Here is a 24242-nt window from a genome sequence, read left to right on the forward strand (position 1 = left end):
CAAGCCCGTCAAAGGGCCTAGCTCTCGCCGCGCGGCGGCCGGTCGTCCCCCGGGGCGTCCGGCGTGTCCGTCCCCGGCCCCTGCGGCGGCTTCGCGGACGGGGCGCCGAAGCCGCCGAAACCGCGCCGGACCCGGTCGCCCAGGTCGCCGGCACCGCCCGCGAGGTCCGTGACCAGCTTCATCAGGGGGTCCTTGGAGTTCTTCACGTGGCTGGTGTAGTGGTCCGCCGAATCCCGCCAGGAGTCCCGCACCGAGGTGTCCTTGTCCTCGTCGCGCCGCGGGTAGTGCCCGTCCATGATCCGCTGGTAGTCCCGCGACTCGGCCCATTTCCTCAGCTCGGCCGCGCGCACGGTGGTGAAGGGGTGGGAGCGGGGCAGCACGTTCAGGATCTTCAGCACCGAGTCGCGCAGATCGCCCCCGGCCTCGTACTCCTCGGCCTGGGCGAGGAACGCGTCCACGTTCATCTCGTGCAGGTGGTTGCCGCCCGCGATCTTCATCAGACCCCGCATGGAGGCCTGCAGATCCTGCCCGACCAGCAGCCCCGCGCGGTCCGCGCTCAGCTCCGACTTGCGGAACCACTCCCGCAGCCCGGTCACGATCGCCATGATCGCGAGGTTGCCCAGCGGGATCCAGGCGACCCGGACCGCGAGGCTGGTCAGGAACAGCAGGATCGTGCGGTAGACGGAGTGCCCGGACAGGGCGTGCCCCACCTCGTGCCCGACGACCGCCCGCATCTCCTCCTCGTCGAGCAGCTCCACGAGGCCCGTCGTCACGACGATGATCGGCTCGTCCAGGCCGATGCACATCGCGTTGGGCTGCGGGTCCTGGTTCACGTACATCGGCGGGACCTTCTCCAGGTCCAGGATGTAGCAGGCGTCCCGCAGCATCACGTTGAGGTGGGAGAACTGCTGGTCCGAGACGCGGACCGAGTCGGAAAGGAACAACAGCCGCAGACTGCGCTCGGGAAGCAGGCCGCTGAGCGCCTTGAACACCGTGTCGAAACCGCTCAGCTTGCGCAGCGCCACCAGGGCGGAGCGGTCGGCCGGGTGCTCGTACGTGCGCGAGGAGATCCCGGGGAAGCGCCGGCGCTGCCTGCCCGGCACGTGCTCGTGGTGCTCCTGGCCGTCGGACATGTCTTCCCCCATGCGTCTGGTGTGACCTTTGCGGCCCCTTGTGCGGCCTTTTGCTTCCCCGAGGCGAGGCCCAGCCTAGGCGGAGTTACGGTGGTCGGGCAGTACGGCGAAGGGAACCGACCGTCATGGAGCACCACCCCGCGACCGCCTGGCTCGCCTCGGCCGCGAACGCCGCCGAGGGACACGGGCCGGGGATGCTGAGGATCGTGCTGATCGTGATGATCCTCGGCTGTGTGCTGACCGCGTGGTTCCTGCTGCGTGGCTACAGACGGAAGGACGACTGAGGCCATCCGAAGGTTCCCCGCCGGGCCCCGGGACCGGGCCCGGCCGCGGCGCGTACCACCGCCCGGGGCACGAACAGGCGGAGTCGGGGTGATCGCGAAACGGGCGCCCGCTTACGATGAGCCGACGTCTTTATCCCGCCCACACGCGATAGGTCCTGCCGAAGATGAGCTTCCACAGCACCGCTGCCCAGTTGGTCACCCTCGCCGCCGAGGGCGAGGAGCACGGCGGAAACCACGAGAGCCTCAGCCCCTACCTCACCGGTGGCGGCGCGCTCTTCATCCTTCTGCTCCTGCTGTGGGTCACCACCCGCTTCAACCGCGACCGCTGAGACCGGCAGGGCATCCGGCGGAGGATGCCCGGGGGACCACGGGGGCGGCCGGAGCTCCCAGGCAGGGCCGGTAGGGTCTGCACGCATGGGAGAGCAGGACATGCCTACCGGTCCGGCGAACGAGACGCCGCACGACCCGGCACAGGACACGGCGAGCGGCACCGAGCCACACTCGGAGCCCCGCCGTGCAGCCGCGGTGGCCCGCCGGGCCGACGGCGGGCGGAACCCGCGGCCGGGCAAGCGCCGCCTCGGTGTCATGGGCGGCACCTTCGACCCGATCCACCACGGGCACCTGGTGGCGGCCAGCGAGGTGGCCGCGGCGTTCCACCTCGACGAGGTCGTCTTCGTCCCGACCGGCCAGCCCTGGCAGAAGAGCCACCGCAGTGTCTCCCCGGCCGAGGACCGCTACCTGATGACGGTCATCGCGACCGCCGAGAACCCGCAGTTCTCCGTGAGCCGCATCGACATCGACCGCGGCGGCCCGACCTACACCGTGGACACCCTGCGCGACCTGCGCGCGCTCAACCCCGACACGGACCTGTTCTTCATCACCGGCGCCGACGCGCTCGCCCAGATCCTCACCTGGCGCGACAGCGAGGAACTGTTCTCCCTGGCGCACTTCATCGGGGCCACCCGGCCGGGCCACCACCTGGACGACTCCGGACTCCCGGAGGGCGGCGTCTCGCTCGTGGAGGTTCCCGCCCTCGCCATCTCCTCGACGGACTGCCGTGCGAGAGTCGCCAAGGGGGACCCGATCTGGTACCTGGTGCCGGACGGAGTCGTGCGCTATATCGACAAGCGCGAGCTGTACCGCGGCGAGTGAGCCGAGAGGGGCACCGGTGAACGACCGATACGACGCGGGAGCCGCGGACCACGGGGCCGACCCGTACGAACTCGTCGGCTACGACGAGTACGGCCGGCCTGTCTACCGGCAGGTCCCGGCCGGACAGATCCCGCAGCAGACCTACGACCCGTACGCCCAGCAGCACCAGCAGGGCTACGGCTACGACCCGTACGGGCAGCAGGGGCAGCAGACCCCCCAGGCCTACGACGACGGCACGGGCCTGCAGGCCCCCTCCTCCTACGGCGCCTACGACCCGTACGCCACCGGCGCGTACCAGGGCGGCCCCGCGCAGGACACGGCGTACGACCCCTACGGGCAGGCCCAGGCCGGCAGCGCCACCGGCGGGCAGCCGCGGGTCGCCGAGCAGGCCGCCCCGCAGACCGCCCACATCCCGCAGCAGGCGGGCCCGGCCGACCACGAGGACGCCGCCGAGCCGCAACGGGAGTACCACACCGAGCAGTTCGCCTTCGTCGAGGAACCGGACGCCCACTCCGAGGACGTCATCGACTGGCTGAAGTTCACCGAGAACCGCACCGAGCGCCGCGAGGAGGCCCGCCGCCGCGCCCGCGGCCGGATCGTGGCCCTCGGCGTCGTCCTCGCGCTCGTCGTGACGGGCGGCGTCGGCTACCTCTGGTACGCGGGGAAGCTGCCCGGCCTGTCCTCCGACGACTCCACGACGGGCACCGCGACGGCGGCGGGCGCCCAGAAACGCGACGTGATCGTCGTCCACCTGCACGACACCAAGGGCGGCGGCACCTCCACGGCCCTGCTCGTCGACAACACCACCACCCGGCGCGGCACCACCGTCCTGCTGCCCAACTCCCTCGCCCTGACCAGCGACGACGGCACCACCACCACGCTCGCCAAGTCGGTCGAGGACGACGGCTCCGACGGCACCCGTGACGCGCTCGACACGGTCCTCGGCACCAACATCGAGGGCACCTGGCGTCTGGACACCCCCTACCTGCAGAACCTCGTCGATCTCGTCGGCAACATCGACGTCGACACCGACGCCGCCGTCCCCGACCCCGACGCCAAGAAGAAGGGCCAGGCCCCCCTGGTCAACCAGGGCAAGGACCAGACCCTCAGCGGCAAGATGGCCGTCGCCTACGCCACCTACCGGGCCCCGGGCGAGAGCCAGAACGCCCAGCTGGAGCGCTTCGGGCAGGTCATGCAGGGCGTCCTGCGCAAGCTGTCCTCCGACCCGCAGGGCGCGACGGTCACCATCCAGACGCTGAACCAGATCCTCGACCCGTCCCTCACCGACAAGGACCTCGGCACCTTCCTCGCCGGGCTCTCCGACCTCGCCAAGGGCGGCGACGTCAAGACCGACCTGCTGCCCGTCCAGAACGACGGCACGCTCAGCCCCCGGGCGAGCGCGGGCGTGGTCAAGAACGTCCTCGGCGGCACCGCCAAGAGCCCGGACAAGGACGCCGCCGTAAGTGTCGCCGTCCAGAACGCCACCGGCGTCGAGGACAACACCGAGAAGGCCCGCGTCGTGCTCCTCAACGGCGGCTTCACCTTCCTGGAGAGCGGCACCGCCACCGCCCGGGCCACCTCCCGGGTCGTCTACGCCGACGCCGCCGACAAGGCGAACGCCGCCGAGGTCGCCAAGACCCTGGGCCTGCCCGCGAGCGCCGTCACCCGGGGCAAGGTCTCCGCGAGCGCCGACGTCTTCGTGGTCCTCGGCCAGGACTACAAGCCGTCGTCCGGCTAGCCGGCACCCGCGCGCTCCCCACGTGATCCCCGGAATCGCGTGGGGGGCCCGCTGCGGTCCGTGAGACCCTTGGGTGTCAAGTGTCCGACGACCGAAAGCCGCGCAGTGACCGTGACCGACCGCTCTCACGAGCTGATCAACACCGCCGCCCAGGCGGCCGCCGACAAGCTGGCCCACGACATCGTCGCCTACGACGTCAGCGAGGTGCTGTCCATCACGGACGCCTTCCTGCTGGCCTCCGCGCCCAACGACCGCCAGGTCAAGGCGATCGTCGACGAGATCGAGGAGCGCCTCTCCAAGGAGCTCGGCGCCAAGCCGGTGCGCCGCGAGGGCGACCGGGAAGCACGCTGGGTGCTGCTGGACTACGTCGACATCGTCGTCCACGTCCAGCACAGCGAGGAGCGCGTCTTCTACGCCCTGGAGCGACTGTGGAAGGACTGTCCCGAGCTCGAACTGCCCGAGGAGGCCAAGGCCACCCGCGGCAAGGCCGAGGAGCACGCCAAGCAGCGCGCGGCCGAGGAGGCGGCGGAGCTGGACGGTGACTGGCGGTGACCTCCTCCGGTGAGGCGACCGCCGGGAAGGGCGGGGGCCGCCGCATCATCCTCTGGCGGCACGGCCAGACCTCGTGGAACGTGGAGCGCCGTTTCCAGGGCAGCACGGACGTCGAGCTGACCGAGACCGGCGTCGCCCAGGCCCGCCGCGCCGCCCGGCTCCTCGCCTCGCTGAAGCCGGACGCGATGGTCGCCTCCGACCTCCGGCGCGCCGCCGCCACGGCCGCCGAGCTGGCCACGCTCACCGGCCTCGACGTCACCCACGACGAGGCGCTGCGCGAGACCTACGCGGGCGCCTGGCAGGGTCTCACGCACGAGGAGATCATCTCCCGGTACGGCGACGAGTACGCCGCGTGGAAGCGCGGGGAGCCCGTCCGCCGCGGTGGGGGCGAACTGGAGACCGAGGTGGCCGACCGCGCCGCCCCCGTGGTGCTGCGGCACGCCGAGAAGCTCGCCGAGGGCGGCACGCTCGTCGTCGTCAGCCACGGCGGCACGATCCGCACCACCATCGGCCGCCTCCTCGGCCTGGACCCCCACCACTGGGAGAGCTTCGGCGGACTCTCCAACTGCTGCTGGTCGGTCCTCGGCGAAGGCGCCCGCGGCTGGCGCCTGCTGGAGCACAACGCCGGCACCCTGCCGGAACCGGTGCTCGGCGACGACGACTGACCCCGGATTTCACTTTCCGGCAGGTCGCAGGCTAAAGTTCTTCTTGTTCGCCCCGCCAGCGGGGGGAACAAGAATCATCATGCGGCTCCGCCGCGTGGCGAGGGGCTATAGCTCAGTTGGTAGAGCGCCTGCATGGCATGCAGGAGGTCAGGAGTTCAATTCTCCTTAGCTCCACAACAAGATCCCGTTCCCGCGAGGGGGCGGGATTTTTCATGCTCCGGGCTTGAGTCGCTCGGCCCCGCGCGGCGTATACCTCTACGGCCCCGCCGGGGTGCCGTGTCCGGACTGGTACTGAGGCGTCGCTGACCGTATTGGTCCGGCCGTGGCAGAATCAAACGGCCGGAAGGGGGCGCGACCCGACGGGAGGAGTAGCGATGCCTGCGAGCATCCGCGAGGAGGCCGACCACCTCCTCGAAGCAGCGTTGACCCGGGAGATGTCCACCCGACTCAGCTGCCCTTCCTGCGGTTCCGCGCACGTGGCCCAGATGCTCGGCGACAACGGCGGAGTTTCCTACGTGTGCACGGCCTGCGGCCACAGCTGGAGCTGATCGATGGGTGCACACAGGCGAAAGTGCGACTGGTGCGGCAGCGGGACCCCGATCGTCCGTGACATGGAGCCGATCAATCCCGACTACCAGTACTGGTGCGAGGAATGCGCGCGGGCGCTGATCATAAAAGGCGACCCGATCGAGACGTACCGCGAGTTGGAGGGCGAGCCGATCTACGGCCGGCTCCTGGAGGAGCACTGCACGCTCAAGCGGTTCTACTCGTTCGTGACGGCATAACGGTCATTTCGGGCAAAGGGAAACCGATTTGGTGTTGAGCCTGATGGGCCAGTAATGTTGGCTTCGCCGCCGGGGAAACCCGGAAGGGCACAGGCAAGGGGCTATAGCTCAGTTGGTAGAGCGCCTGCATGGCATGCAGGAGGTCAGGAGTTCAATTCTCCTTAGCTCCACAGAAGTTGAGAAGGCGGGCCATCCGATCGGATGGCCCGCCTTCTTGTTGTGCGTACGCGTACGGCGGGCCCCCCGAAGGGAGCCCGCCGTAGGGGTGTTCAGCGGCCGAGAGCGCGCCGTCCGCGGCCCTGGGAGAGGACCGGGAGGTTGCGGGACGGCGTGCCCGGCGCGCGCGACTCCTCGATGCGCAGGGCCAGCGCCGGGCAGCGGCGCACGGCGCGCAGGGCCTTGGCCTCGGCGTACCGCGGCACCTGCGCCTGCGCCACCGTCGGGAAGCCGTCGGCGCCCAGCTGGAACACCTCGGGCAGGATGTCCGCGCACAGGCCGTGGCCCCGGCACAGCGTCCAGTCCACGAAGATCTTCTGGCGGCTGGGGCCGTTCTCCTCGGACTCCGCGCCGCCCGGGAGGCCCGTAGGGGCCCTGCCCCCCTCGAAGAGCGGCAGAACGCCCTCCACGGGCCGTCCGCAGCCGTTGCCGAGGACATGGGCGGCCAGGTCGTCCGTGAACGCCTTGATGGTCGACTCGATGAACATCGCCGAGCCGTCCGGGTGGGAGCACGCACCGCGCCGCTTCACGTTCTTGGCGACCTGCTTGAGCGCCTCCAGGGCGGCCGGACCACCGCCGTTGAGGATGTCCTCCAGGCCGCGCGCGGCGGCCGGCAGGCCGAGGTAGCAGGGGCCGCACTGGCCCGCGCTCTCCTCGGCCAGCCACTGCGCCACCCGCAGCGACTCGCCCAGCGGGCACGTCTCCTGAGTGATCGGCAGAATCGCGCCGGCGCCGAGCGCGCCGCCCACCGCGTCCAGGGAGTTGCGCGAGACGATCGCCTCGTTGACCGTCGCCGCGTCGATCCACTTGCCGTGGTAGCCGCCGGTGAGCACACCCTGCGGCACCGGCGGCGCGCCGGCCAGCTGCAGGACGTACCGCAGCGGCACGCCCGTGGGCACCTCGATCACCATGGGGCGGGCGACCGCGCCGGAGACCGTGAGCATGACGGTGCCCGGCTCGTCGTACAGGCCGGTGTTGCCGTAGCGCTCCGGGCCGATGCGGGCGGCGATGGCCAGCTGGGCGAAGGTCTCGGCGTTGGACAGCAGCGTGGGTGCGCCGCCGACGCCGTTCTGCGAGGCGCTGACCTTGCGGCCGGGCGGGATGGCCGGGCCGCCGTCGATCGAGCGGATCACCGAGGCGGCGGCGCCGGTGACCATGCGGACCGGATTGCGCTGCACCCGCGCCCGCAGGGCCGAGCGGCGGCCGTTGCTGAGGCCGCGTTCGGCGAGCGCGGCCTCCATCGAGCGCTGGGTCGACTCACGGGTGACCCCCACCACGAGCGTGCGGGCACCCAGGGCCTCGGCGCACAGCAGCGCGCCGTCCAGGATCAGATGAGGGGTACGGTTGATCAGCACCGTGTCCTTGCGGCAGGCCGGCTCGTCCTCGCTTCCGTTCACGACGACGACCGGCCGGACGCCGCGCTTGATCGCCGCCTCGGCGACCGAGCGCAGCTTCTTGTGGAAGGGGAAGCCCGCGCCGCCGCGGCCCTTGAGGTTGATGCGTTCGGCGAGCTGTGCGAGCTGCTCGCCGCCCATCGGCTCGAGCGGCCCGTGCACCTTGAGGTGCATGGGCAGATCGAGCCGATCGACAAGGTCGAAGCCCGACGTGAGCTGGGGAAGTCCGACCACGCGGACTTCGGGTACGTCGGGCAGGGCCTCGTTCACTTAAAGCCTCCGGAAGGCGTGTTCCAAGGTTCGCCCGAGCCCGGTGCGTCGAAATCGTAGGACGCACCGGGGTTTGTTTCATTGGCGGGACCGCTGTTGTACGTGTCGTTCGGGTAGTACGTGTCGTAGACCGCGTTCGTCTCACCCGTGTCGTACACGTCACTCGATCCATAGCCGGTGGCGCCTGGATTGCCATAGGCCGGGATGCTTTGTCCAGTGTCTTGCAGGGGGTCGTAGGGCGGGATGTTGAAGCCCGTGTCCTGGAGCGGGTCGTAGGCCGACGGCGGGGCCTCGCCGACCGGCGGCGGGGACGGGATGGGCCAGTTGCCCGAGGTGCTGGAGGGGCCGTCCACGGTCGGGATGGTCTCGGTGGCCTGCAGGTCGAGCGGCAGCTGCATGCTGGTCGTCGGCCCGGGCGCGAAGGCCTGCCGGCCCTGGGGAGGAGCCGAGACGGCGCGGTAGGCGGCGGCGAAGCCCTTCGCGGGCTCCTTGGCCCCGGGGCGTTCCGCCGTCTCGTACAGCGGCCCGGACGCGGTGGCGCCGGTCTTCGCGCGGGGCTCCCGGCTCTCGTAGCCGGGCAGCGTCGAGCCGCCGCCGGCCCGGGCCCGGCTCTCCTCCAGGTCCCTGCGGCCCGGGCCCTCACCGGGTCCGATGAGTGAGGCGACCTTGTCGGCGACCTTGCGCTTGACCTGGCGCGGAGCCGCGCGCAGGGCGAGGGCGGCGGTCACTCCGGCCAGGGAGAGGCAGTACAGGATGACGAAGATCGGCTTGGCCGAGCGACCCGCGTAGAGTCCGTGAACCAGGGCGGCGCACCAGGCGGGGTAGGCCAGCATGTGCATGGCCCGCCAGCGGGCCGCGACGGGCGCGGGGGACGCGAAGCGGTTGCGCAGCACGCCGGTGACGGCCACGAAGATCATGAGCAGGCTGGCCAGGGTGCCGAGGCCGACGAGGAACGACCGGCCCATGAGCCTGTCCTCGTCGCTGGCGAGGAGTCCGAAGGGGACGAACACCGCGACCCACGTGGTGTGGGCGAGCGCCAGTTTGACGCCGATGTGCACCAGCAGGAAGACGATCGAGGCGACGGCCGTGGTCCGGTGCACGGCCTGCGCCAGGATGCGCCTGCGGGTGTCCAGCAGGACCCGGTCCTGGGCGACCAGGCCCCAGATGACCGAGCAGGTGAGGCACACCAGGGCCAGCACGCCCGCGCCGAAGTTGAGGAAACCGGCAAGGGAGTCGTCCGCCGTGGAGTCGTTGGTCACGGCTGTCCTCCCCACGTCCCGGCGGCCGGGCTGAGCGAGGTGTTACTGCGATGAGGGTTCATGGGGGCAACTCCGAGCGGTTCGGGAAAGCAGCGGTCCCGCGCCGAACTCTAAGCGGAGCCATACCGATGAGTACGAGGTTTGAGTTATTGCGCTGTTATCAAAGGACAATGTGCTTGTAGTGATGTCCCTTAGCGACTGTTACGCGAAGTAACCATTGACCTTGGTTCAGCTTTTCGGGCGCGTGGACGGCACTCGGAAGCGCGTCGCGACGCGCTGAGGGCCTGCGGTACCCTAGCGCCATGCGTGCCGTACGCCTTCTGCTTAGCGGGCCGCGCTGATCAGTCCCGGCCACCGGATGAGTCGAGTGGCCGGAATCGGCGCGGCGTCCCCTCCTGTGCGAGGGGATTTTTCGTTTCTCGAACCACACAGCCGCAGGCAGAGACGATCGATGGAGCTTTGAGGATCATGAGCGAGACGAACCCCGCCGCCACCTCCGAGGTGGCGGCGCCGCACCGCTACACGGCCGCCATGGCTGCCGAGATCGAGGCACGCTGGCAGGACATCTGGGACGCCGACGGCACCTACGCGGCGGCCAACCCCAAGGGCGACCTGGCCGGCGCCCCGGAGATCGCCGCCAAGCCCAAGAAGTTCATCATGGACATGTTCCCGTACCCCTCCGGTGCGGGCCTGCACGTCGGCCACCCGCTGGGCTACATCGCCACGGACGTCTTCGCCCGCTTCCAGCGGATGACCGGCCACAACGTCCTGCACACCCTGGGCTTCGACGCCTTCGGCCTGCCCGCCGAGCAGTACGCGGTGCAGACCGGCACGCACCCGCGCGTGTCCACCGAGGCCAACATGGAGAACATGAAGGCCCAGCTGCGCCGGCTGGGCCTGGGCCACGACAAGCGCCGCTCGTTCGCCACGATCGACCCGGACTACTACAAGTGGACCCAGTGGATCTTCCTGCAGATCTTCAACTCCTGGTACGACCACGACGCCCGGCGGGCCCGCCCGATCGCCGAGCTGGTCGAGCAGTTCGAGTCCGGTGAGCGGCCCGTCCCGGGGCACACGCGCGCGTGGAGCGAGCTGAGCGCCGCCGAGAAGGCCGACGTCCTGGGTGAGTTCCGGCTGGCCTACGCCTCCGACGCGCCGGTCAACTGGTGCCCCGGGCTGGGCACCGTGCTGGCCAACGAGGAGGTCACCGCCGAGGGCCGCTCCGAGCGCGGCAACTTCCCGGTCTTCAAGGCCAAGCTGCGCCAGTGGAACATGCGCATCACGGCCTACGCCGACCGGCTGCTGGAGGACCTGGAGGAGCTGGACTGGCCCGAGGCCATCAAGCTCCAGCAGCGCAACTGGATCGGCCGCAGCGAGGGCGCCCGCGTCGACTTCCCGATCGACGGCGAGCGCATCACCGTCTTCACCACGCGCCCGGACACCCTGTTCGGCGCCACCTACATGGTGCTGGCGCCCGAGCACCCGCTGGTCGAGAAGTTCACCCCGGCCGCCTGGCCGGAGGGCACCCACGAGGTGTGGACCGGCGGCCACGCGACCCCGGGTGAGGCCGTCGCCGCCTACCGCGCGCAGGCCGCCTCCAAGTCCGACGTGGAGCGCCAGGCCGAGGCCAAGGACAAGACCGGCGTCTTCATCGGCGCGTACGCGACCAACCCGGTCAACGGCGAGCGGGTCCCGGTCTTCATCGCCGACTACGTCCTGATGGGCTACGGCACCGGCGCGATCATGGCCGTGCCCGCGGGCGACCAGCGCGACTTCGAGTTCGCCCGTGCCTTCGAGCTGCCGATCACCTGCATCGTGGAGCCGACCGACGGCCGCGGCACCGACACCTCGACCTGGGAGAACGCCTTCTCGTCGTACGACGCGAAGATCATCAACTCCTCGAACGACGAGGTCAGCCTGGACGGCCTGGAGGTCGCCGAGGCCAAGGCGCGCATCACCGAGTGGCTGGAGCGGTCCGGCGTCGGCGAGGGCACCGTCAACTTCCGGCTGCGCGACTGGCTGTTCAGCCGCCAGCGCTACTGGGGCGAGCCCTTCCCGATCGTCTACGACGAGGACGGCATCGCCCACGCGCTGCCCGAGTCGATGCTGCCGCTGGAGCTGCCCGAGGTCGAGGACTACAGCCCCCGCACCTTCGACCCGGACGACGCCGACACCCAGCCCGAGACGCCGCTGTCGCGCAACGAGGACTGGGTCAACGTGACGCTGGACCTGGGCGACGGGCCGAAGCGGTACCGGCGCGAGACCAACACCATGCCCAACTGGGCCGGTTCCTGCTGGTACGAGCTGCGCTACCTGGACCCGCACAACAGCGAGAAGCTGGTCGACCCCGAGATCGAGCAGTACTGGATGGGCCCGCGCGAGGGTCAGCCGCACGGCGGTGTCGACCTGTACGTCGGCGGCGCCGAGCACGCCGTGCTGCACCTGCTGTACGCGCGCTTCTGGTCCAAGGTCCTGTACGACCTGGGGCACGTCTCCTCCGCCGAGCCGTTCCACAAGCTGTTCAACCAGGGCATGATCCAGGCCTACGTCTACCGCGACAGCCGGGGCATCGCGGTGCCCGCCGCCGAGGTGGAGGAGCGCGACGGCGCCTACTGGTACCAGGGCGAGAAGGTCAGCCGCCTGCTGGGCAAGATGGGCAAGTCCCTGAAGAACGCGGTCACTCCGGACGAGATCTGCGCCGAGTACGGCGCCGACACCCTGCGCCTGTACGAGATGGCCATGGGTCCGCTGGACGTCTCCCGGCCGTGGGACACGCGCGCGGTGGTCGGCCAGTTCCGGCTGCTCCAGCGGCTGTGGCGCAACATCGTCGACGAGGCGACCGGCGAGGTCACCGTCGTCGACACCGAGGACGCCGACATCGACGTGGAGACGCTGCGTGCCCTGCACAAGGCGATCGACGGGGTCCGCGGGGACCTGGAGGGCATGCGGTTCAACACCGCCATCGCCAAGGTCACCGAGCTGAACAACCACCTGACCAAGGTGGGCGAGGCCGTCTCCCGCCCGGTCGCCGAGGCCCTGGTGCTGATGGTCGCGCCGCTGGCCCCGCACATCGCCGAGGAGCTGTGGCGCCGGCTGGGGCACACCGACTCGGTGGTGCACCGGGACTTCCCGGTGGCCGACCCGGCGTACGTCGTCGACGAGACCGTGACCTGCGTCGTGCAGGTCAAGGGCAAGGTCAAGGCCCGGCTGGAGGTCTCGCCGTCGATCTCCGACGACGAGCTGGAGAAGGTCGCGCTGGCGGACGAGAAGGTCGTCGCCGCGCTGGGCGGTGCCGGGATCCGGAAGGTGATCGTGCGCGCGCCGAAGCTGGTGAACATCGTTCCGGCGTAGTCGCCGACGGGCGCTGACACCCCTCGGGGTGGTCCCCTACGGGCAGGTTCGGGGTTTTTCTGGAACTCCGGACCTGCCCGTTGCGTTTACCGTGGAGGAGCGACGAGGCACCGTGCCGGCCTGAGGAGGAGCCCTTGTGGAAGCAGTGATCGCAGTCTTCGCCCTGCTCTTCGTGCTCTTCGGGCTCGGGGTGTACGCCACGGTGAAGGTGGTCGGCGCCGCCAAGCGCGGCGTGGACCGCGGCATCACCCAGGCCCGCCGCACGGTCGAGGACCACACCCTGCGCGCCAGGTCCTTCGTCCAGCCCGGCGCCGCGGGCGAACTGGCCCAGCTCCGGCTGAAGCTGCGCACCTCGATGCGCGCCACCCAGGAAGCGCTGGACGCGGCCGTGGCCGAGGACGAGTCCCTGAAGGAATCCGTCGGCCTCTTCGAGCGGCTCAGCGCGCACGGGCACGAGCTGGACGGCGAGCTGAGGCGCCTGGAGGCGGAGCCGGACCGCGCCGCGCTCGGTGAGCGGCTCCCCGAGCTGCGCGAGCGCACCGAACGCATCACGCACGCGGCGGACTCGCTGCGCTGGGCGGCCCGCGACCGCGCCCGCCGCTTCGCGGAGGACGACCTGGACTCGCTCAGCGCGCAGATCGACCTGGAGTCCGGAGCGCTGCGGCACTGGACGGCGACGGAACCGCAGTCGGCGCCGGCGCGGCAGTCGGCGTCGCCCCGGCAGTCCGCCGCGCCCCCCGAGCCCGCGGCGCGGCCATGGCCCGAGGCACCCGCAGCGGACACTCCCACGACCGGTCAGACCTGGCCGGACGGCGCGCAGTCGAGCCCCGCGCAGGAGCCGGCGCGGCCCGCCATCACACCGCCGGGACCGCGCCCGGTCCACCCCTGGCAGAAGAAGCCCCGCCCCGAGAGCACCACTTGATCCCGCCACGGGCGCCGCGGGGGCGCGGGGCCCGGGCTGCCGCACCGGCGCTACGGCAGGTAACCTCCAGCTCATGTCCCGCCATGTCGCGATCGTCACCGATTCAACGGCCTACCTGCCGGCCCGGACGATGGAGCGGCACGGCATCACAGCGGTCCCCCTGACCGTGGTCCTCGGCGACCGGGCCCTGGAGGAGGGCACCGAGATCTCGACCCGTGCCCTCGCCCAGGCTTTGCAGAAGCGGCGCCCCGTGACGACCTCGCGGCCCAGTCCGGCGGTCTTCGAGGAGACGTACCGCAGGGTCGCCGCCTCCGGTGCCACCGGCATCGTCTCCCTGCACCTGTCCGCCGAGCTCTCCGGCACCTACGACGCCGCCGTCGCCGCCGCGCGGCAGGCGCCGGTGCCCGTGCGGGTGGTGGACACCGGCATGATCGCCATGGCGCTCGGGTTCTGCGCGCTGTCCGCGGCGCAGACCGCCGAGTCGGGCGGCACCGTGGACGAGGCCGTCACGGCCGCGGAGAAGCGGGCCGCGGGCACATCCGCCTACTTCTACGTCGACACCCTCGACTACCTGCGCCGCGGCGGCCGCATCGGCGCCGCCGAGGCCCTGCTGGGCTCGGCGCTCGCGGTGAAGCCCCTGCTGCAACTGGCCGACGGCCGGATCGGACCGCTGGAGAAGGTGCGCACCGCGTCGAAGGCGATCGCCCGCCTGGAGGAGATCGCCGCCGAGCGCGCGGGCGGTGCCCCGGTCGACGTCGCCGTCCATCATCTCGCCGCGCCGGAACGGGCGTCGGCCCTGGCGGACCGGTTGCGGACACGGCTGCCGGGGCTGGCCGATCTGCATGTCAGCGAGGTCGGGGCGGTGATCGGGGCGCATTCGGGGCCCGGGCTGCTGGCGGTTGTCGTTTCGCCGCGGTGAACGTTGCCGGGGATCGCCGCGGGGAACGTCGCCGCGGGCCCCGCTCACCCGTGTGAGGGGCGGAGTTTTCCACAACCGGTGGACCGTCCCCGGAAAATGACCAAGATCGACGCGGGCGGGGCGAGGTCGCCGATCCTCGTCCCATGGCACTTCGATCACCTTCACGCACAGCGACCGCGACCAGTGGGCCGGGCCGAGGGCCGGCGTCCGACGGGCGCGTCCGTCATCGCCGGTCCGTCCCACGCGGACGGGCCCGGCAGCGTCATGCCTCGGCGGAGGAACTCCGGCGGCGCGCGGGGGTGTTGTTCGGCGAGCATCCCGCGCGGATCGACCCGGACGAGTGGACCGCGCCACCCGCACCCGCCGAACGCCCCGTGGAGAAGCGGGAGTCGGGGCAGGACCCGCCGGGACCACCGGGCCGCGAGGGTGCCGAGGAGACGTGGCCAGGGGGTGGCGGCCCTGCGGTGCCTCCGGCTCCCCAGGGCGGCTTCACCGGTGCTCTCGTCGAGGCGGACCACGTGGACGGCCGCTCGGCGGAGGGAGCCTGGCGGGAGCGGGCCGGGCTGGCGCTGCGCGAGCGTATGCCGTTGTGGATGCAGACGCGGTGTGGTCTGGAGCGGCGCAGTGTGCTCGCGCTGAGCGTGGTGCTCGTCGTCGCCGCGGCCTTCGCCGCACAGCACTTCTGGACCGGGCGGACCCAGACGGTGCGGCCCCCGGAGGTGGTGCGGGCGGCGGTGCCGTTCGAGGAGGGACAGCAGGGCGGGCAGGCGGAGGAGGAACGGCACCCGGGCGTTGGTGCTTCTGCGGGGGCCGCTTCGGGGGCAGGTGCTTCCCCGGGAGCCGCCGCGGGGGCCGGGAAGGCGGGGGCGCCCGAGATCGTCGTGGACGTCGGCGGCAAGGTCCGGGAGCCGGGCATCCACCGGCTGCCGGCCGGCTCACGGGTGGCGGACGCCCTCAGCGCGGCCGGTGGGGTGAAGCCGGGCACGAACACCGACGGGCTCAACCGCGCCCGGTTCCTCGTGGACGGCGAGCAGGTGATCGTCGGGGGACCGGCCCCCGCCGCGGCACCCGGGGCGGGCGGCGGTCACACTCCCGGCACTCCGGCCGGAGGGGCCGGCGCCCCGGTGGCTCCCGTCTCCCTCAACACCGCCACCGCGGACCAACTCGACACCCTGCCGGGGGTCGGCCCGGTCTTGGCGCAGCACATCATCGACTACCGCACCCAGCACGGTGGTTTCCGCTCGGTGGACGAGCTGCGAGAGGTGAACGGCATCGGCGACCGCCGCTTCGCCGACCTGCGCGCTCTCGTACGGCCATGAGGGGCGCCCCGCACGCCCCGGCGCGGCAGGAGGAGGCCGCGTCCGGGCTCCACCCCACCCGGGCGTCCGTGCACGCTTCCTCCGGCACGCGCCTCGGCGCCGCCCGCCCACGCCAGGAAGGGCCGACGGACCTGCGGCTCGTACCCCCGGCCCTGGCGGCCTGGGCGACGGCGGCGCTGGTGCTGGGCGCCTCCTCGGGGTGGGCCGTCGGCATCGTGATCGGCTGCCTGGCAACCTTCGCCCTGCTGCCGTGGGCCCGGAGGCACGGAGCGGCGTCCTGGCCGCGGGCCTCGGCCGCCGCCCTGCTGTTGTGTGTCGCGGCGGCCGCCGCCTCGGCCGGGCTGCACGGGGCGGATCTGCGCCGGGGCCCCGTGCCCGGCCTTGCGCGGGAGTACGCGACGGTGACCGTCGAGGCCGAGCTCACATCCGACCCACGGCTCACCCGGCCCAGGGTCCGCGGCGACCACGTGGCTCCGACGGCCGTGCTGATCGACGCCGACGTGCGGCACGTCGAGGAAGGGGGTGGCGCGGCGGTCGCCACACGGACGCCGGTGCTGCTGATCGTCGACATGGACTCGTCCCGTCACGGCGCGGCCGCCGGTGGGCCGGTGCGGTCCCCGTGGCTCGGCCTGCTGCCGTCGACGCGGCTGCGGATCAGCGCGCGGCTGGCACCCGCGATGACGGGCGGGGACCGGGTCGCGGCCGTACTGCGGGTGCGCGGAAAGACCGCACCGGACGTGGTGGGCGAGCCCTCGGCCCCGCAGCGCCTGGCCGGGCGCCTGCGTGCGGGCCTGCGGGAAGCGACCGACGGGCTCCCCCCGGACGCTCGGGCGCTGTTGCCGGGCCTGGTGGTGGGGGACACCTCGCGGATCACCCCGGAGCTCGAGGAGGCCTTCAAGGAGACCGACCTCACCCACACGCTGGCCGTCTCGGGAGCCAACTTCACGATCCTCCTCGCGCTGCTGCTCGGGCCGCCCGGCCTGGCACAGCACGCGGAGCGACGAGGGCTGGCGCCGCGGCTCGGTGTCTCCCTGCGGGGGACGGCGGTGCTCGGGGGCGCGCTCTCGCTCGGGTTCGTGATCGTGTGCAGACCGGATCCGAGCGTGGTGCGGGCCGCGGCCTGCGGGGCGGTGGCGCTGCTGGCCCTGGCCACCGGACGCCGGAGGTCGATGATTCCCGCGCTGGCCACGGCGGTCCTGCTGCTGGTGCTCCACGACCCGTGGCTGGCGCGCAGTTACGGGTTCCTGCTCTCCGTCGTGGCGACCGGTGCCCTGCTCACGCTCGCGCCGCGCTGGAGTGCCGGGCTGCGGCGGCGCGGGGTGCCGGCGAGGCTTGCCGAGGCGCTCGGCGCCGCCGCGGCGGCGCAGGCCCTGTGCGCGCCCGTCGTGGCCGTGCTCTCGGCGCGGGTGAGTCTGGTGGCGGTGCCGTGCAATCTGCTCGCGGAGTTCGCGATCGCGCCGGCGGCCGTGCTGGGGTTCGCGGCCCTGGCCCTGGCGCCGGTGTCGATGCCGGTGGCCGAGGCCCTGGCGTGGTGCGCGCATTGGCCCGCCGAGTGGATCGCGCGGATCGCCCGTGCCGGGGCCGCGCTGCCGGGCGGGGGCATCGACTGGCCGGGCAGCTGGGCGGGTGCGGCGCTGCTCCTGGCCGTGACACTGACCGTGGTGCTCGTCGGACGGCGACTGCTCGGGCATCCCTGGTGGTGCGGGGCCTGTGGCCTGCTGCTCGCGCTGGTGGTGGTGCAGCCGCCGCCGCTGACCCGGGTCGTCACGGGCTGGCCGCCCCCGGGCTGGCGGCTGGTGATGTGTGACGTGGGGCAGGGCGACGCCATGGTCCTCGCCGCGGGCGGGGGGAGCGGTGTCGTCGTCGACGCGGGGCCTGATCCGCAGCTCGTCGACCACTGCCTGCGCTCGCTCGGCATCACCAGGATCCCGCTGGTCGTTCTCACCCACTTCCACGCCGACCATGTGGCCGGTCTGCCCGGGGTGCTGCGCGGACGGACGGTGGGCGCGATCGAGACGACGGGCTTCGAAGAGCCGCCGGACCAGGCCGCGTTCGTGCGCAGACTGGCGGCGGCGCGGCGCATTCCCCTGACACGGGCGGCGGCCGGGGAGCAGCGGCGCACGGGGGAGTTGTCCTGGGAGGTGGTGTGGCCGCCGCCTCCCGGCCCGCCGCCGGGCTCACCCCGGTGGGTGTCACCGGGGGCGCCTGCGGGGGCACTTCCGGGGATGTTTCCGGCGCACCCCGTGCCGGAGGGGCCGAACGACGCCAGTGTCGCCATGCTGGTCCGCTCGGCCGGACTGCGCCTGCTGCTCCTGGGCGACCTGGAGCCCCCGGCCCAGAGGGCGCTGGCACGATCACCGGCGGCCGAGACACTGGAGGGAGTGGACGTGCTGAAGGTCGCCCACCACGGCTCCGCCTACCAGGACCCCGGCCTCATACGCCGGGCGGCACCGCGGCTGGCCCTCATCTCCTGCGGCGAGGACAACTCCTACGGCCACCCGGCGCCGGGGACCGTCGCCGCGCTGCGTGCCGGGGGCGCGGCGGTGCTGCGGACGGACCGGGACGGCGCGCTCGCGGTCGTGGGAGGGGGCGGGGAGCTGAGCGTGGCGCGAGACTGAGGGCATGAACTCAGCTCAGGCCGACGCCTACCTCCGCCGCATCGGAGCCGAGCCCCCGGCGTGGCCCACCGTCGACGCGCTGCGCGAACTGCACCTGCGGCACTTGCGGACCGTGCCGTTCGAGAACCTCTCGATCCATCGGGGCGAGGAGATCGTGCTGGAGGAGACACGGCTGCTGGACAAGGTGGTCGGGGCCCGCCGGGGTGGGTTCTGTTATGAACTCAACGGTTCCTTCGGGGCGTTGCTCGCCGCGCTGGGATTCGACGTGGCGCTGCTGGCGGCACGGGTGTACGGGGACGGGGAGCGGCTCGGGATCCCGTACGACCATCTGGCGCTGCGGGTGCGGACGGTGGACGGGGGCGACTGGCTGGCCGACGTGGGGTTCGGGGCGCACAGCCACTTCCCGCTGGCGCTCGGGGACCGGGGGGAGCAGAAGGATCCGGGGGGCACCTTCCGGATCGTGGAGGCGGGGCCGGACGCGGCCGGGGTGCGCGGTGGGCACGCCACGGTGGAGGCGGCGGACCTTGACGTGTTCCGGGGTGACAGACCGCAGTACCGCCTGGAGGTGCGGCCGCGGGTGCTCGGCGACTTCGCGGCGGGGGCCTGGTGGCACAGCACGTCGCCGGTGTCGCACTTCACGCGGTCGCTGGTCTGTTCACGGGTAACGGAGGACGGAGGCCGGGTCACGCTCAGCGGGCGCAGGCTCACGACGACGGCCGCCGACGGCAGCCGGAAGGAAAGGGAACTGGAGACGGACGAGGAGGTGCTGGGCGCGTACCGGGAGCGGTTCGGGATCGAACTGGACAAGGTGCCGGCACTGCGGAATCCCGCGTAGCGGCCTGGCGGGGCGGCCAACGCGTGGAGGGCGGGGCCCGGTCGGCTGCCGGGCCGCCGTGGTGTCGGACAATGTCCGGCGTGAGTGATGTGCGACATGTGCTGGTGCTGCCCGACCGTGATGCCGCGGAAGAGGTGGTGGACGCGCTGAAGGAACGGTTCCGGGTCACCGAGGAACCCCAGGTGGTGCGGGACGCGCTGGCGGGTGAGGACGACGCCGAGGACGCGCAGTGGCTGGTCGTCCTGCGCGACGAGGACGCGCGGCTGGACGCCGGGGACCTCGACCGGCTGGCCGGCGAGTGGGAGGGCTGGCGAGAGGAACCGTAGGGGCTCCGGCCCCATGGTCGGGGAGGGGCCGTAGACCACCGGCCCCGCTCTCCGCCGGGTCCTGCTGTCAGTGGCGCGTGGGATGCTTGTCGCGATGGCCAGGAAGACTGCGAATGACGACCCCCTCGCCCCGGTGACGCTTGCCGTGGGCCAGGAGGACCTGCTCCTCGACCGCGCTGTGCAGGAGGTGGTGGCCGCCGCGAAGGCCGCCGACGCCGACACGGACGTGCGGGACCTCAGCCCGGACCAGTTGCAGCCCGGCACGCTGGCCGAGCTGACGAGCCCGTCGCTCTTCGCCGAGCGCAAGGTCGTGGTCGTACGCAACGCGCAGGATCTGTCGGCCGACACGATCAAGGACGTGAAGGCCTATCTCGGCTCGCCCGCCGAGGAGATCACCCTGGTGCTGCTGCATGCCGGTGGCGCCAAGGGCAAGGGGCTGCTCGACGCGGCGCGCAAGGCGGGCGCGCGTGAGGTGGCCTGCCCGAAGATGACGAAGCCGGCGGACCGGCTGGCGTTCGTACGGGGCGAGTTCAGGGTGACGGGCAGGTCCGCCACACCGGAGGCGTGCCAGGCGCTCGTCGACGCGATCGGCAGTGATCTGCGGGAGCTGGCCTCGGCGGTGTCGCAGCTGGTCGCCGACGTCGAGGGGACGATCGACGAGGCGGTCGTCGGCCGGTACTACACCGGGCGGGCCGAGGCGTCGAGCTTCACGGTCGCCGACCGGGCGGTCGAGGGACGGGCCGCGGAGGCCCTGGAGGCGTTGCGCTGGTCGCTGGCGACGGGGGTGGCGCCGGTGCTGATCACGAGCGCGCTGGCGCAGGGCGTCCGGGCGATCGGCAAGCTGTCGTCCGCACGGGGGGGCCGGCCGGCCGATCTCGCGCGGGAGCTGGGCATGCCGCCCTGGAAGATCGACCGGGTGCGGCAGCAGATGCGGGGCTGGACTCCGGACGGGGTGTCGATCGCGCTGCGGGCCGTCGCCGAGGCGGACGCGGGGGTGAAGGGCGGCGGAGACGACCCCGAGTACGCCCTGGAGAAGGCAGTGGTCACCATCGCCCGGGCAGCCCGCTCCAGAGGCCGCAGCTGACGGCCGGGGGCCGGTGGCAGCGGTCCGTGCGCGCTCCGGAGCCGATGGGCACGGAGCCGACGGGCACGGAGCCGACCGGCACGGAGCCGACCGGCACGGAGCCGACGGGCACGGAGCCGACCGGACCGGGGCCGGTTGCGGCGGCCGGGCGGGCGCGGGTTCGCTGAGGGGAGCCAGGCTGCGGCGACGCCGTCCGGACCCCTGTCTCCGGACCTCTGTCTCCGCCGTGCCGTGATCGAGTCGCCCTCTTCTTGCCGAAGAGGACAATCGGGTGTATCAGCCGCACGTCCCCAAGTGACGGAGAGGTGGCGAGGGACATGGCTGAACACCCACACGCAGCGCTGGTCCGCAAAGGCTTCGAGGCGTTCTCACGCGGTGACATGGACACCCTGCGGGAGCTGATGGCGGCGGACGCCACCCATCACGTACCCGGCAATCACCCGTTGTCGGGTGACTTCAAAGGGGTGGACTCGATCATCGAGATGTACGAACGGCTCGCCGCGGAGACCAGCGGGACGATGCGCGCCGACCTCATCGGCATCTGCGTCGACGGCCGCGGTCACGCGGTCGGCATGAGCCGGTTCACCGCGGAGCGCAACGGCAAGCGCCTCGACGACACCGGCTGCATCGTCTTCCGGATCGTCGGCGACAAGGTCACCGACCTCGACGAATGCGTCGAGGACATCGACAAGAACAACGAGTTCTGGTCCTGAGCAGCCCGAAGGCCCCTTCTTCAGCTCTGGGGAAGAGCGGAAGAAGGGGCCTTCGGTTCAAGATGCTGGATCCGCGCCCGCGTGGCGAACGCAGGCCGCGCGCGGATCCGAGGGGTGCCGGACGGGAGCGGATGAGAGAGGGCCCGCTCGATTCCCTCCGGCGTCACATCAGATGTCAGCCCTTGAGCGCGTCGACCTTCGAAGCCAGCGCCGACTTCTTGTTGGCGGCCTGGTTCTTGTGGATGACGCCCTTGGAGACGGCCTTGTCGAGCTGACGCGCGGCGAGGCGCTGGTACTCGGTGGCCTTCTCGGCGTCACCCGCGGCAGCAGCCTCACGGGCCTTGCGGATCGCGGTCTTGAGGGAGGACTTGACGGCCTTGTTGCGCAGCCGAGCCTTCTCGTTGGTCTTGATCCGCTTGATCTGGGACTTGATGTTCGCCACGAAGGAGCCTTCTCAGGTTCTGGCACGAGCCGCACGCAGAGCGCACGATTCCCGCACCGGGTGATTTCTTGAGGTCGTACCTCCTGCGAGAGGGCATGAGGCACAGCCACCCAGGCTACCAGCGGCCCCTTCCACGGCCCAAACCCGTCCATGGTCGCCACCCGTGGGACCATGGAGGCTACGTATCGATCCGACCCGAGACCGCAGACCCTGCGGACGCCTCAAGAATCAGGACCCTGCGTGCCCGCGACCCCCAGCCACGTGCCCGAGCCGAGCCGTACCGACCCGGCTCTGATCCGCAACTTCTGCATCATCGCGCACATCGACCACGGCAAGTCCACGCTCGCCGACCGGATGCTCCAGCTGACCGGAGTGGTCGAGCAGCGGCAGATGCGCGCCCAGTACCTCGACCGCATGGACATCGAGCGCGAGCGTGGCATCACGATCAAGTCACAGGCGGTGCGTCTGCCGTGGGCTCCCACCCACGACAAGAACGACACGCACATCCTCAACATGATCGACACTCCCGGGCACGTCGACTTCACCTACGAGGTCTCCCGGTCGCTCGCCGCGTGCGAGGGGACCATCCTCCTGGTCGACGCCGCCCAGGGCATCGAGGCGCAGACCCTCGCCAACCTGTACCTGGCGATGGAGAACGACCTCACGATCATCCCCGTGCTGAACAAGATCGACCTGCCGGCCGCGCAGCCCGAGAAGTTCTCCGAGGAGCTCGCCAACCTGGTCGGGTGCGACCCCGAGGACGTGCTCAAGGTGTCGGCCAAGACCGGTCTGGGCGTCGAGGCGCTGCTCGACAAGGTCGTCGCGGAGATCCCCCCGCCGGTCGGTGTCGCGGACGCTCCCGCCCGCGCGATGATCTTCGACTCGGTCTACGACTCCTACCGCGGTGTCGTGACGTACGTTCGTGTCATCGACGGCCAGCTCAACAAGCGTGAGCGGATCCGGATGATGTCCACCGGCGCCACGCACGAGCTGCTGGAGATCGGTACCAACTCGCCGGAGATGCTGGCGGCCGACGGTCTCGGCGTCGGTGAGGTGGGCTATCTGATCACCGGCGTGAAGGACGTCCGCCAGTCCAAGGTCGGTGACACCGTCACCAGCCAGCACAAGGGGGCCACGGAGGCGCTCGGGGGGTACAAGGACCCCAAGCCCATGGTCTTCTCCGGGCTCTACCCGCTGGACGGCTCGGACTACCCGGAGCTGCGCGAGGCCCTGGACAAGCTCCAGCTCAACGACGCCGCGCTGGTCTACGAGCCGGAGACCTCCGCCGCCCTCGGCTTCGGCTTCCGCGTCGGCTTCCTCGGCCTGCTGCACCTGGACGTGATCCGCGAGCGGCTGGAGCGCGAGTTCGGCCTCGACCTCATCGCCACCGCGCCGAACGTGGTCTACCGCGTCCTCATGGAGGACGGCACCGAGCACACCGTCACCAACCCCAGCGAGTTCCCCGAGGGCAAGATCTCGGAGGTCTACGAGCCGGTCGTGCGGGCCACCATCCTCGCGCCCAGCGAGTTCATCGGCTCGATCATGGAGCTGTGCCAGACCCGGCGCGGCACCCTGCTCGGCATGGACTACCTGTCCGAGGACCGGGTCGAGATCCGCTACACCCTGCCGCTCGCCGAGATCGTCTTCGACTTCTTCGACCAGCTGAAGTCCAAGACCCGCGGCTACGCCTCGCTGGACTACGAGCCCACCGGCGAGCAGACCTCCAGCCTGGTCAAGGTCGACATCCTGCTGCACGGCGACAAGGTCGACGCCTTCTCGGCGATCACGCACAAGGACGCCGCGTACGCCTACGGTGTGCGGCTCGTCGCCAAGCTGCGCGAGCTCATCCCGCGGCAGGCCTTCGAGGTGCCCATCCAGGCGGCCATCGGCTCCCGGGTCATCGCCCGCGAGACCATCCGCGCCATCCGCAAGGACGTCCTCGCCAAGTGCTACGGCGGTGACATCTCCCGTAAGCGGAAGCTGCTGGAGAAGCAGAAGGAGGGCAAGAAGCGGATGAAGATGGTGGGTTCCGTAGAGGTTCCGCAGGAGGCCTTCATCGCCGTCCTGTCGAGTGATGACAGCGCGGGGTCGGGCAAGGGCAAGAAGTAATCACGGTTTACCGAGGGTTACACCGCAATCCGGGTTGAACAGGGGCTCGCCGCGCGAAAGTGCGGCGGGCCCCTGCGCGTTTCCGGGGTAGCTCTCTGTACGAAGTGACAGGCCGCGGCCCCTTACGCGGCGGCCGGTCGCCCTCTACTCTGATCC

General features: G+C 71.5%; 22 protein-coding genes and 2 tRNA genes. 20 read left to right on the forward strand and 4 right to left on the reverse strand.

The genetic code is table 11. The features are described 5' to 3' along the window. Positions 1-17: 17 nt before the first annotated feature. The gene (locus tag AC0665_RS07060; protein WP_478704714.1) at positions 18-1133 is read right to left on the reverse strand and encodes a M48 family metallopeptidase; all 1116 of its coding nucleotides are present in this window, start codon (positions 1131-1133) and stop codon (positions 18-20) included. Between the two features lie 125 nt (positions 1134-1258). Here AC0665_RS07060 and AC0665_RS07065 point away from each other — a divergent pair, with 125 nt between their 5' ends. From AC0665_RS07065 to AC0665_RS07110, 10 genes are all read left to right on the forward strand, one after another. Next, a complete protein-coding gene (locus AC0665_RS07065; RefSeq protein ID WP_363118775.1) occupies positions 1259-1417 on the forward strand; it encodes a hypothetical protein in 159 nt (52 codons plus the stop codon). Positions 1418-1581: 164 nt separating this feature from the next. Further along, positions 1582-1746, forward strand: a complete 165-nt coding sequence (locus tag AC0665_RS07070; RefSeq protein ID WP_363118774.1) for a hypothetical protein — start codon at positions 1582-1584, stop codon at positions 1744-1746. Positions 1747-1831: 85 nt separating this feature from the next. Then, positions 1832-2569, forward strand: coding sequence for a nicotinate-nucleotide adenylyltransferase (gene nadD, locus AC0665_RS07075; protein WP_468409001.1), 738 nt, complete (start codon positions 1832-1834; stop codon positions 2567-2569). 16 nt (positions 2570-2585) lie between these two features. Further along, complete coding sequence (locus AC0665_RS07080) at positions 2586-4307, forward strand: LCP family protein (RefSeq protein WP_478704580.1); 1722 nt, start codon at positions 2586-2588, stop codon at positions 4305-4307. A gap of 105 nt (positions 4308-4412) precedes the next feature. Beyond that, a complete protein-coding gene (rsfS, locus tag AC0665_RS07085) occupies positions 4413-4859 on the forward strand; it encodes a ribosome silencing factor (protein ID WP_478602320.1) in 447 nt (148 codons plus the stop codon). Next, the gene (locus tag AC0665_RS07090) at positions 4856-5524 is read left to right on the forward strand and encodes a histidine phosphatase family protein (protein WP_468633721.1); all 669 of its coding nucleotides are present in this window, start codon (positions 4856-4858) and stop codon (positions 5522-5524) included. Before rsfS ends, AC0665_RS07090 begins: the two co-directional genes overlap by 4 nt. Positions 5525-5625: 101 nt before the next feature. Next, positions 5626-5698 (forward strand) — tRNA-Ala (locus AC0665_RS07095). A 200-nt stretch (positions 5699-5898) separates the two neighbouring features. Further along, on the forward strand, positions 5899-6072 hold the full coding sequence (locus AC0665_RS07100) for a hypothetical protein (protein ID WP_363118770.1): 174 nt from the start codon (positions 5899-5901) through the stop codon (positions 6070-6072). A 3-nt stretch (positions 6073-6075) separates the two neighbouring features. Further along, complete coding sequence (locus AC0665_RS07105; RefSeq protein ID WP_006136074.1) at positions 6076-6309, forward strand: hypothetical protein; 234 nt, start codon at positions 6076-6078, stop codon at positions 6307-6309. 97 nt (positions 6310-6406) lie between these two features. Continuing rightward, positions 6407-6479: transfer RNA gene (locus tag AC0665_RS07110), tRNA-Ala, on the forward strand. Between the two features lie 99 nt (positions 6480-6578). Here AC0665_RS07110 and AC0665_RS07115 read toward each other — a convergent pair. Both AC0665_RS07115 and AC0665_RS07120 read right to left on the reverse strand, forming a co-directional pair. Continuing rightward, positions 6579-8189, reverse strand: a complete 1611-nt coding sequence (locus tag AC0665_RS07115; RefSeq protein ID WP_478704581.1) for an NADH-ubiquinone oxidoreductase-F iron-sulfur binding region domain-containing protein — start codon at positions 8187-8189, stop codon at positions 6579-6581. After that, positions 8186-9448: a ferric reductase-like transmembrane domain-containing protein gene (locus AC0665_RS07120; RefSeq protein WP_478602323.1), complete on the reverse strand. Its 1263-nt coding sequence runs from the start codon at positions 9446-9448 to the stop codon at positions 8186-8188. The genes AC0665_RS07115 and AC0665_RS07120 overlap by 4 nt, the downstream gene beginning before the upstream one ends. A gap of 468 nt (positions 9449-9916) precedes the next feature. Here AC0665_RS07120 and leuS point away from each other — a divergent pair, with 468 nt between their 5' ends. From leuS to AC0665_RS07165, 9 genes are all read left to right on the forward strand, one after another. Next, positions 9917-12799 (forward strand): leucine--tRNA ligase, encoded by a 2883-nt coding sequence (leuS, locus tag AC0665_RS07125; protein WP_478602324.1) that lies wholly within the window; start codon positions 9917-9919, stop codon positions 12797-12799. A gap of 136 nt (positions 12800-12935) precedes the next feature. Continuing rightward, positions 12936-13721 (forward strand): hypothetical protein, encoded by a 786-nt coding sequence (locus AC0665_RS07130; protein ID WP_478704582.1) that lies wholly within the window; start codon positions 12936-12938, stop codon positions 13719-13721. 73 nt (positions 13722-13794) lie between these two features. Next, a complete protein-coding gene (locus tag AC0665_RS07135) occupies positions 13795-14640 on the forward strand; it encodes a DegV family protein (protein WP_363118765.1) in 846 nt (281 codons plus the stop codon). A gap of 143 nt (positions 14641-14783) precedes the next feature. Next, positions 14784-15959 (forward strand): ComEA family DNA-binding protein, encoded by a 1176-nt coding sequence (locus AC0665_RS07140; protein WP_478704583.1) that lies wholly within the window; start codon positions 14784-14786, stop codon positions 15957-15959. Further along, positions 15956-18577, forward strand: coding sequence for a ComEC/Rec2 family competence protein (locus AC0665_RS07145; RefSeq protein ID WP_478704584.1), 2622 nt, complete (start codon positions 15956-15958; stop codon positions 18575-18577). Before AC0665_RS07140 ends, AC0665_RS07145 begins: the two co-directional genes overlap by 4 nt. Before the next feature lie 4 nt (positions 18578-18581). Continuing rightward, entirely contained in the window at positions 18582-19412 is an 831-nt protein-coding gene (locus tag AC0665_RS07150) for an arylamine N-acetyltransferase family protein (RefSeq protein ID WP_468408982.1), read from the forward strand. 80 nt (positions 19413-19492) lie between these two features. Continuing rightward, entirely contained in the window at positions 19493-19738 is a 246-nt protein-coding gene (locus AC0665_RS07155; RefSeq protein ID WP_468408980.1) for a hypothetical protein, read from the forward strand. A 94-nt stretch (positions 19739-19832) separates the two neighbouring features. Beyond that, complete coding sequence (gene holA, locus AC0665_RS07160) at positions 19833-20822, forward strand: DNA polymerase III subunit delta (RefSeq protein WP_468408978.1); 990 nt, start codon at positions 19833-19835, stop codon at positions 20820-20822. Positions 20823-21139: 317 nt separating this feature from the next. Further along, on the forward strand, positions 21140-21535 hold the full coding sequence (locus AC0665_RS07165; RefSeq protein ID WP_468408976.1) for a nuclear transport factor 2 family protein: 396 nt from the start codon (positions 21140-21142) through the stop codon (positions 21533-21535). Positions 21536-21710: 175 nt separating this feature from the next. Here AC0665_RS07165 and rpsT read toward each other — a convergent pair whose 3' ends face one another. Further along, positions 21711-21977 carry a 30S ribosomal protein S20 gene (rpsT, locus tag AC0665_RS07170; RefSeq protein WP_468408975.1) on the reverse strand — a complete coding sequence of 89 codons (267 nt, stop codon included), beginning with the start codon at positions 21975-21977 and terminating at the stop codon, positions 21711-21713. 240 nt (positions 21978-22217) lie between these two features. On the opposite strand from rpsT, the gene lepA reads away from it, so the two are divergent. Continuing rightward, positions 22218-24086: a translation elongation factor 4 gene (gene lepA, locus AC0665_RS07175; RefSeq protein WP_363118757.1), complete on the forward strand. Its 1869-nt coding sequence runs from the start codon at positions 22218-22220 to the stop codon at positions 24084-24086. Positions 24087-24242 lie beyond the last annotated feature (156 nt).

The sequence above is a fragment of the Streptomyces sp. NPDC043685 genome (assembly GCF_056436585.1).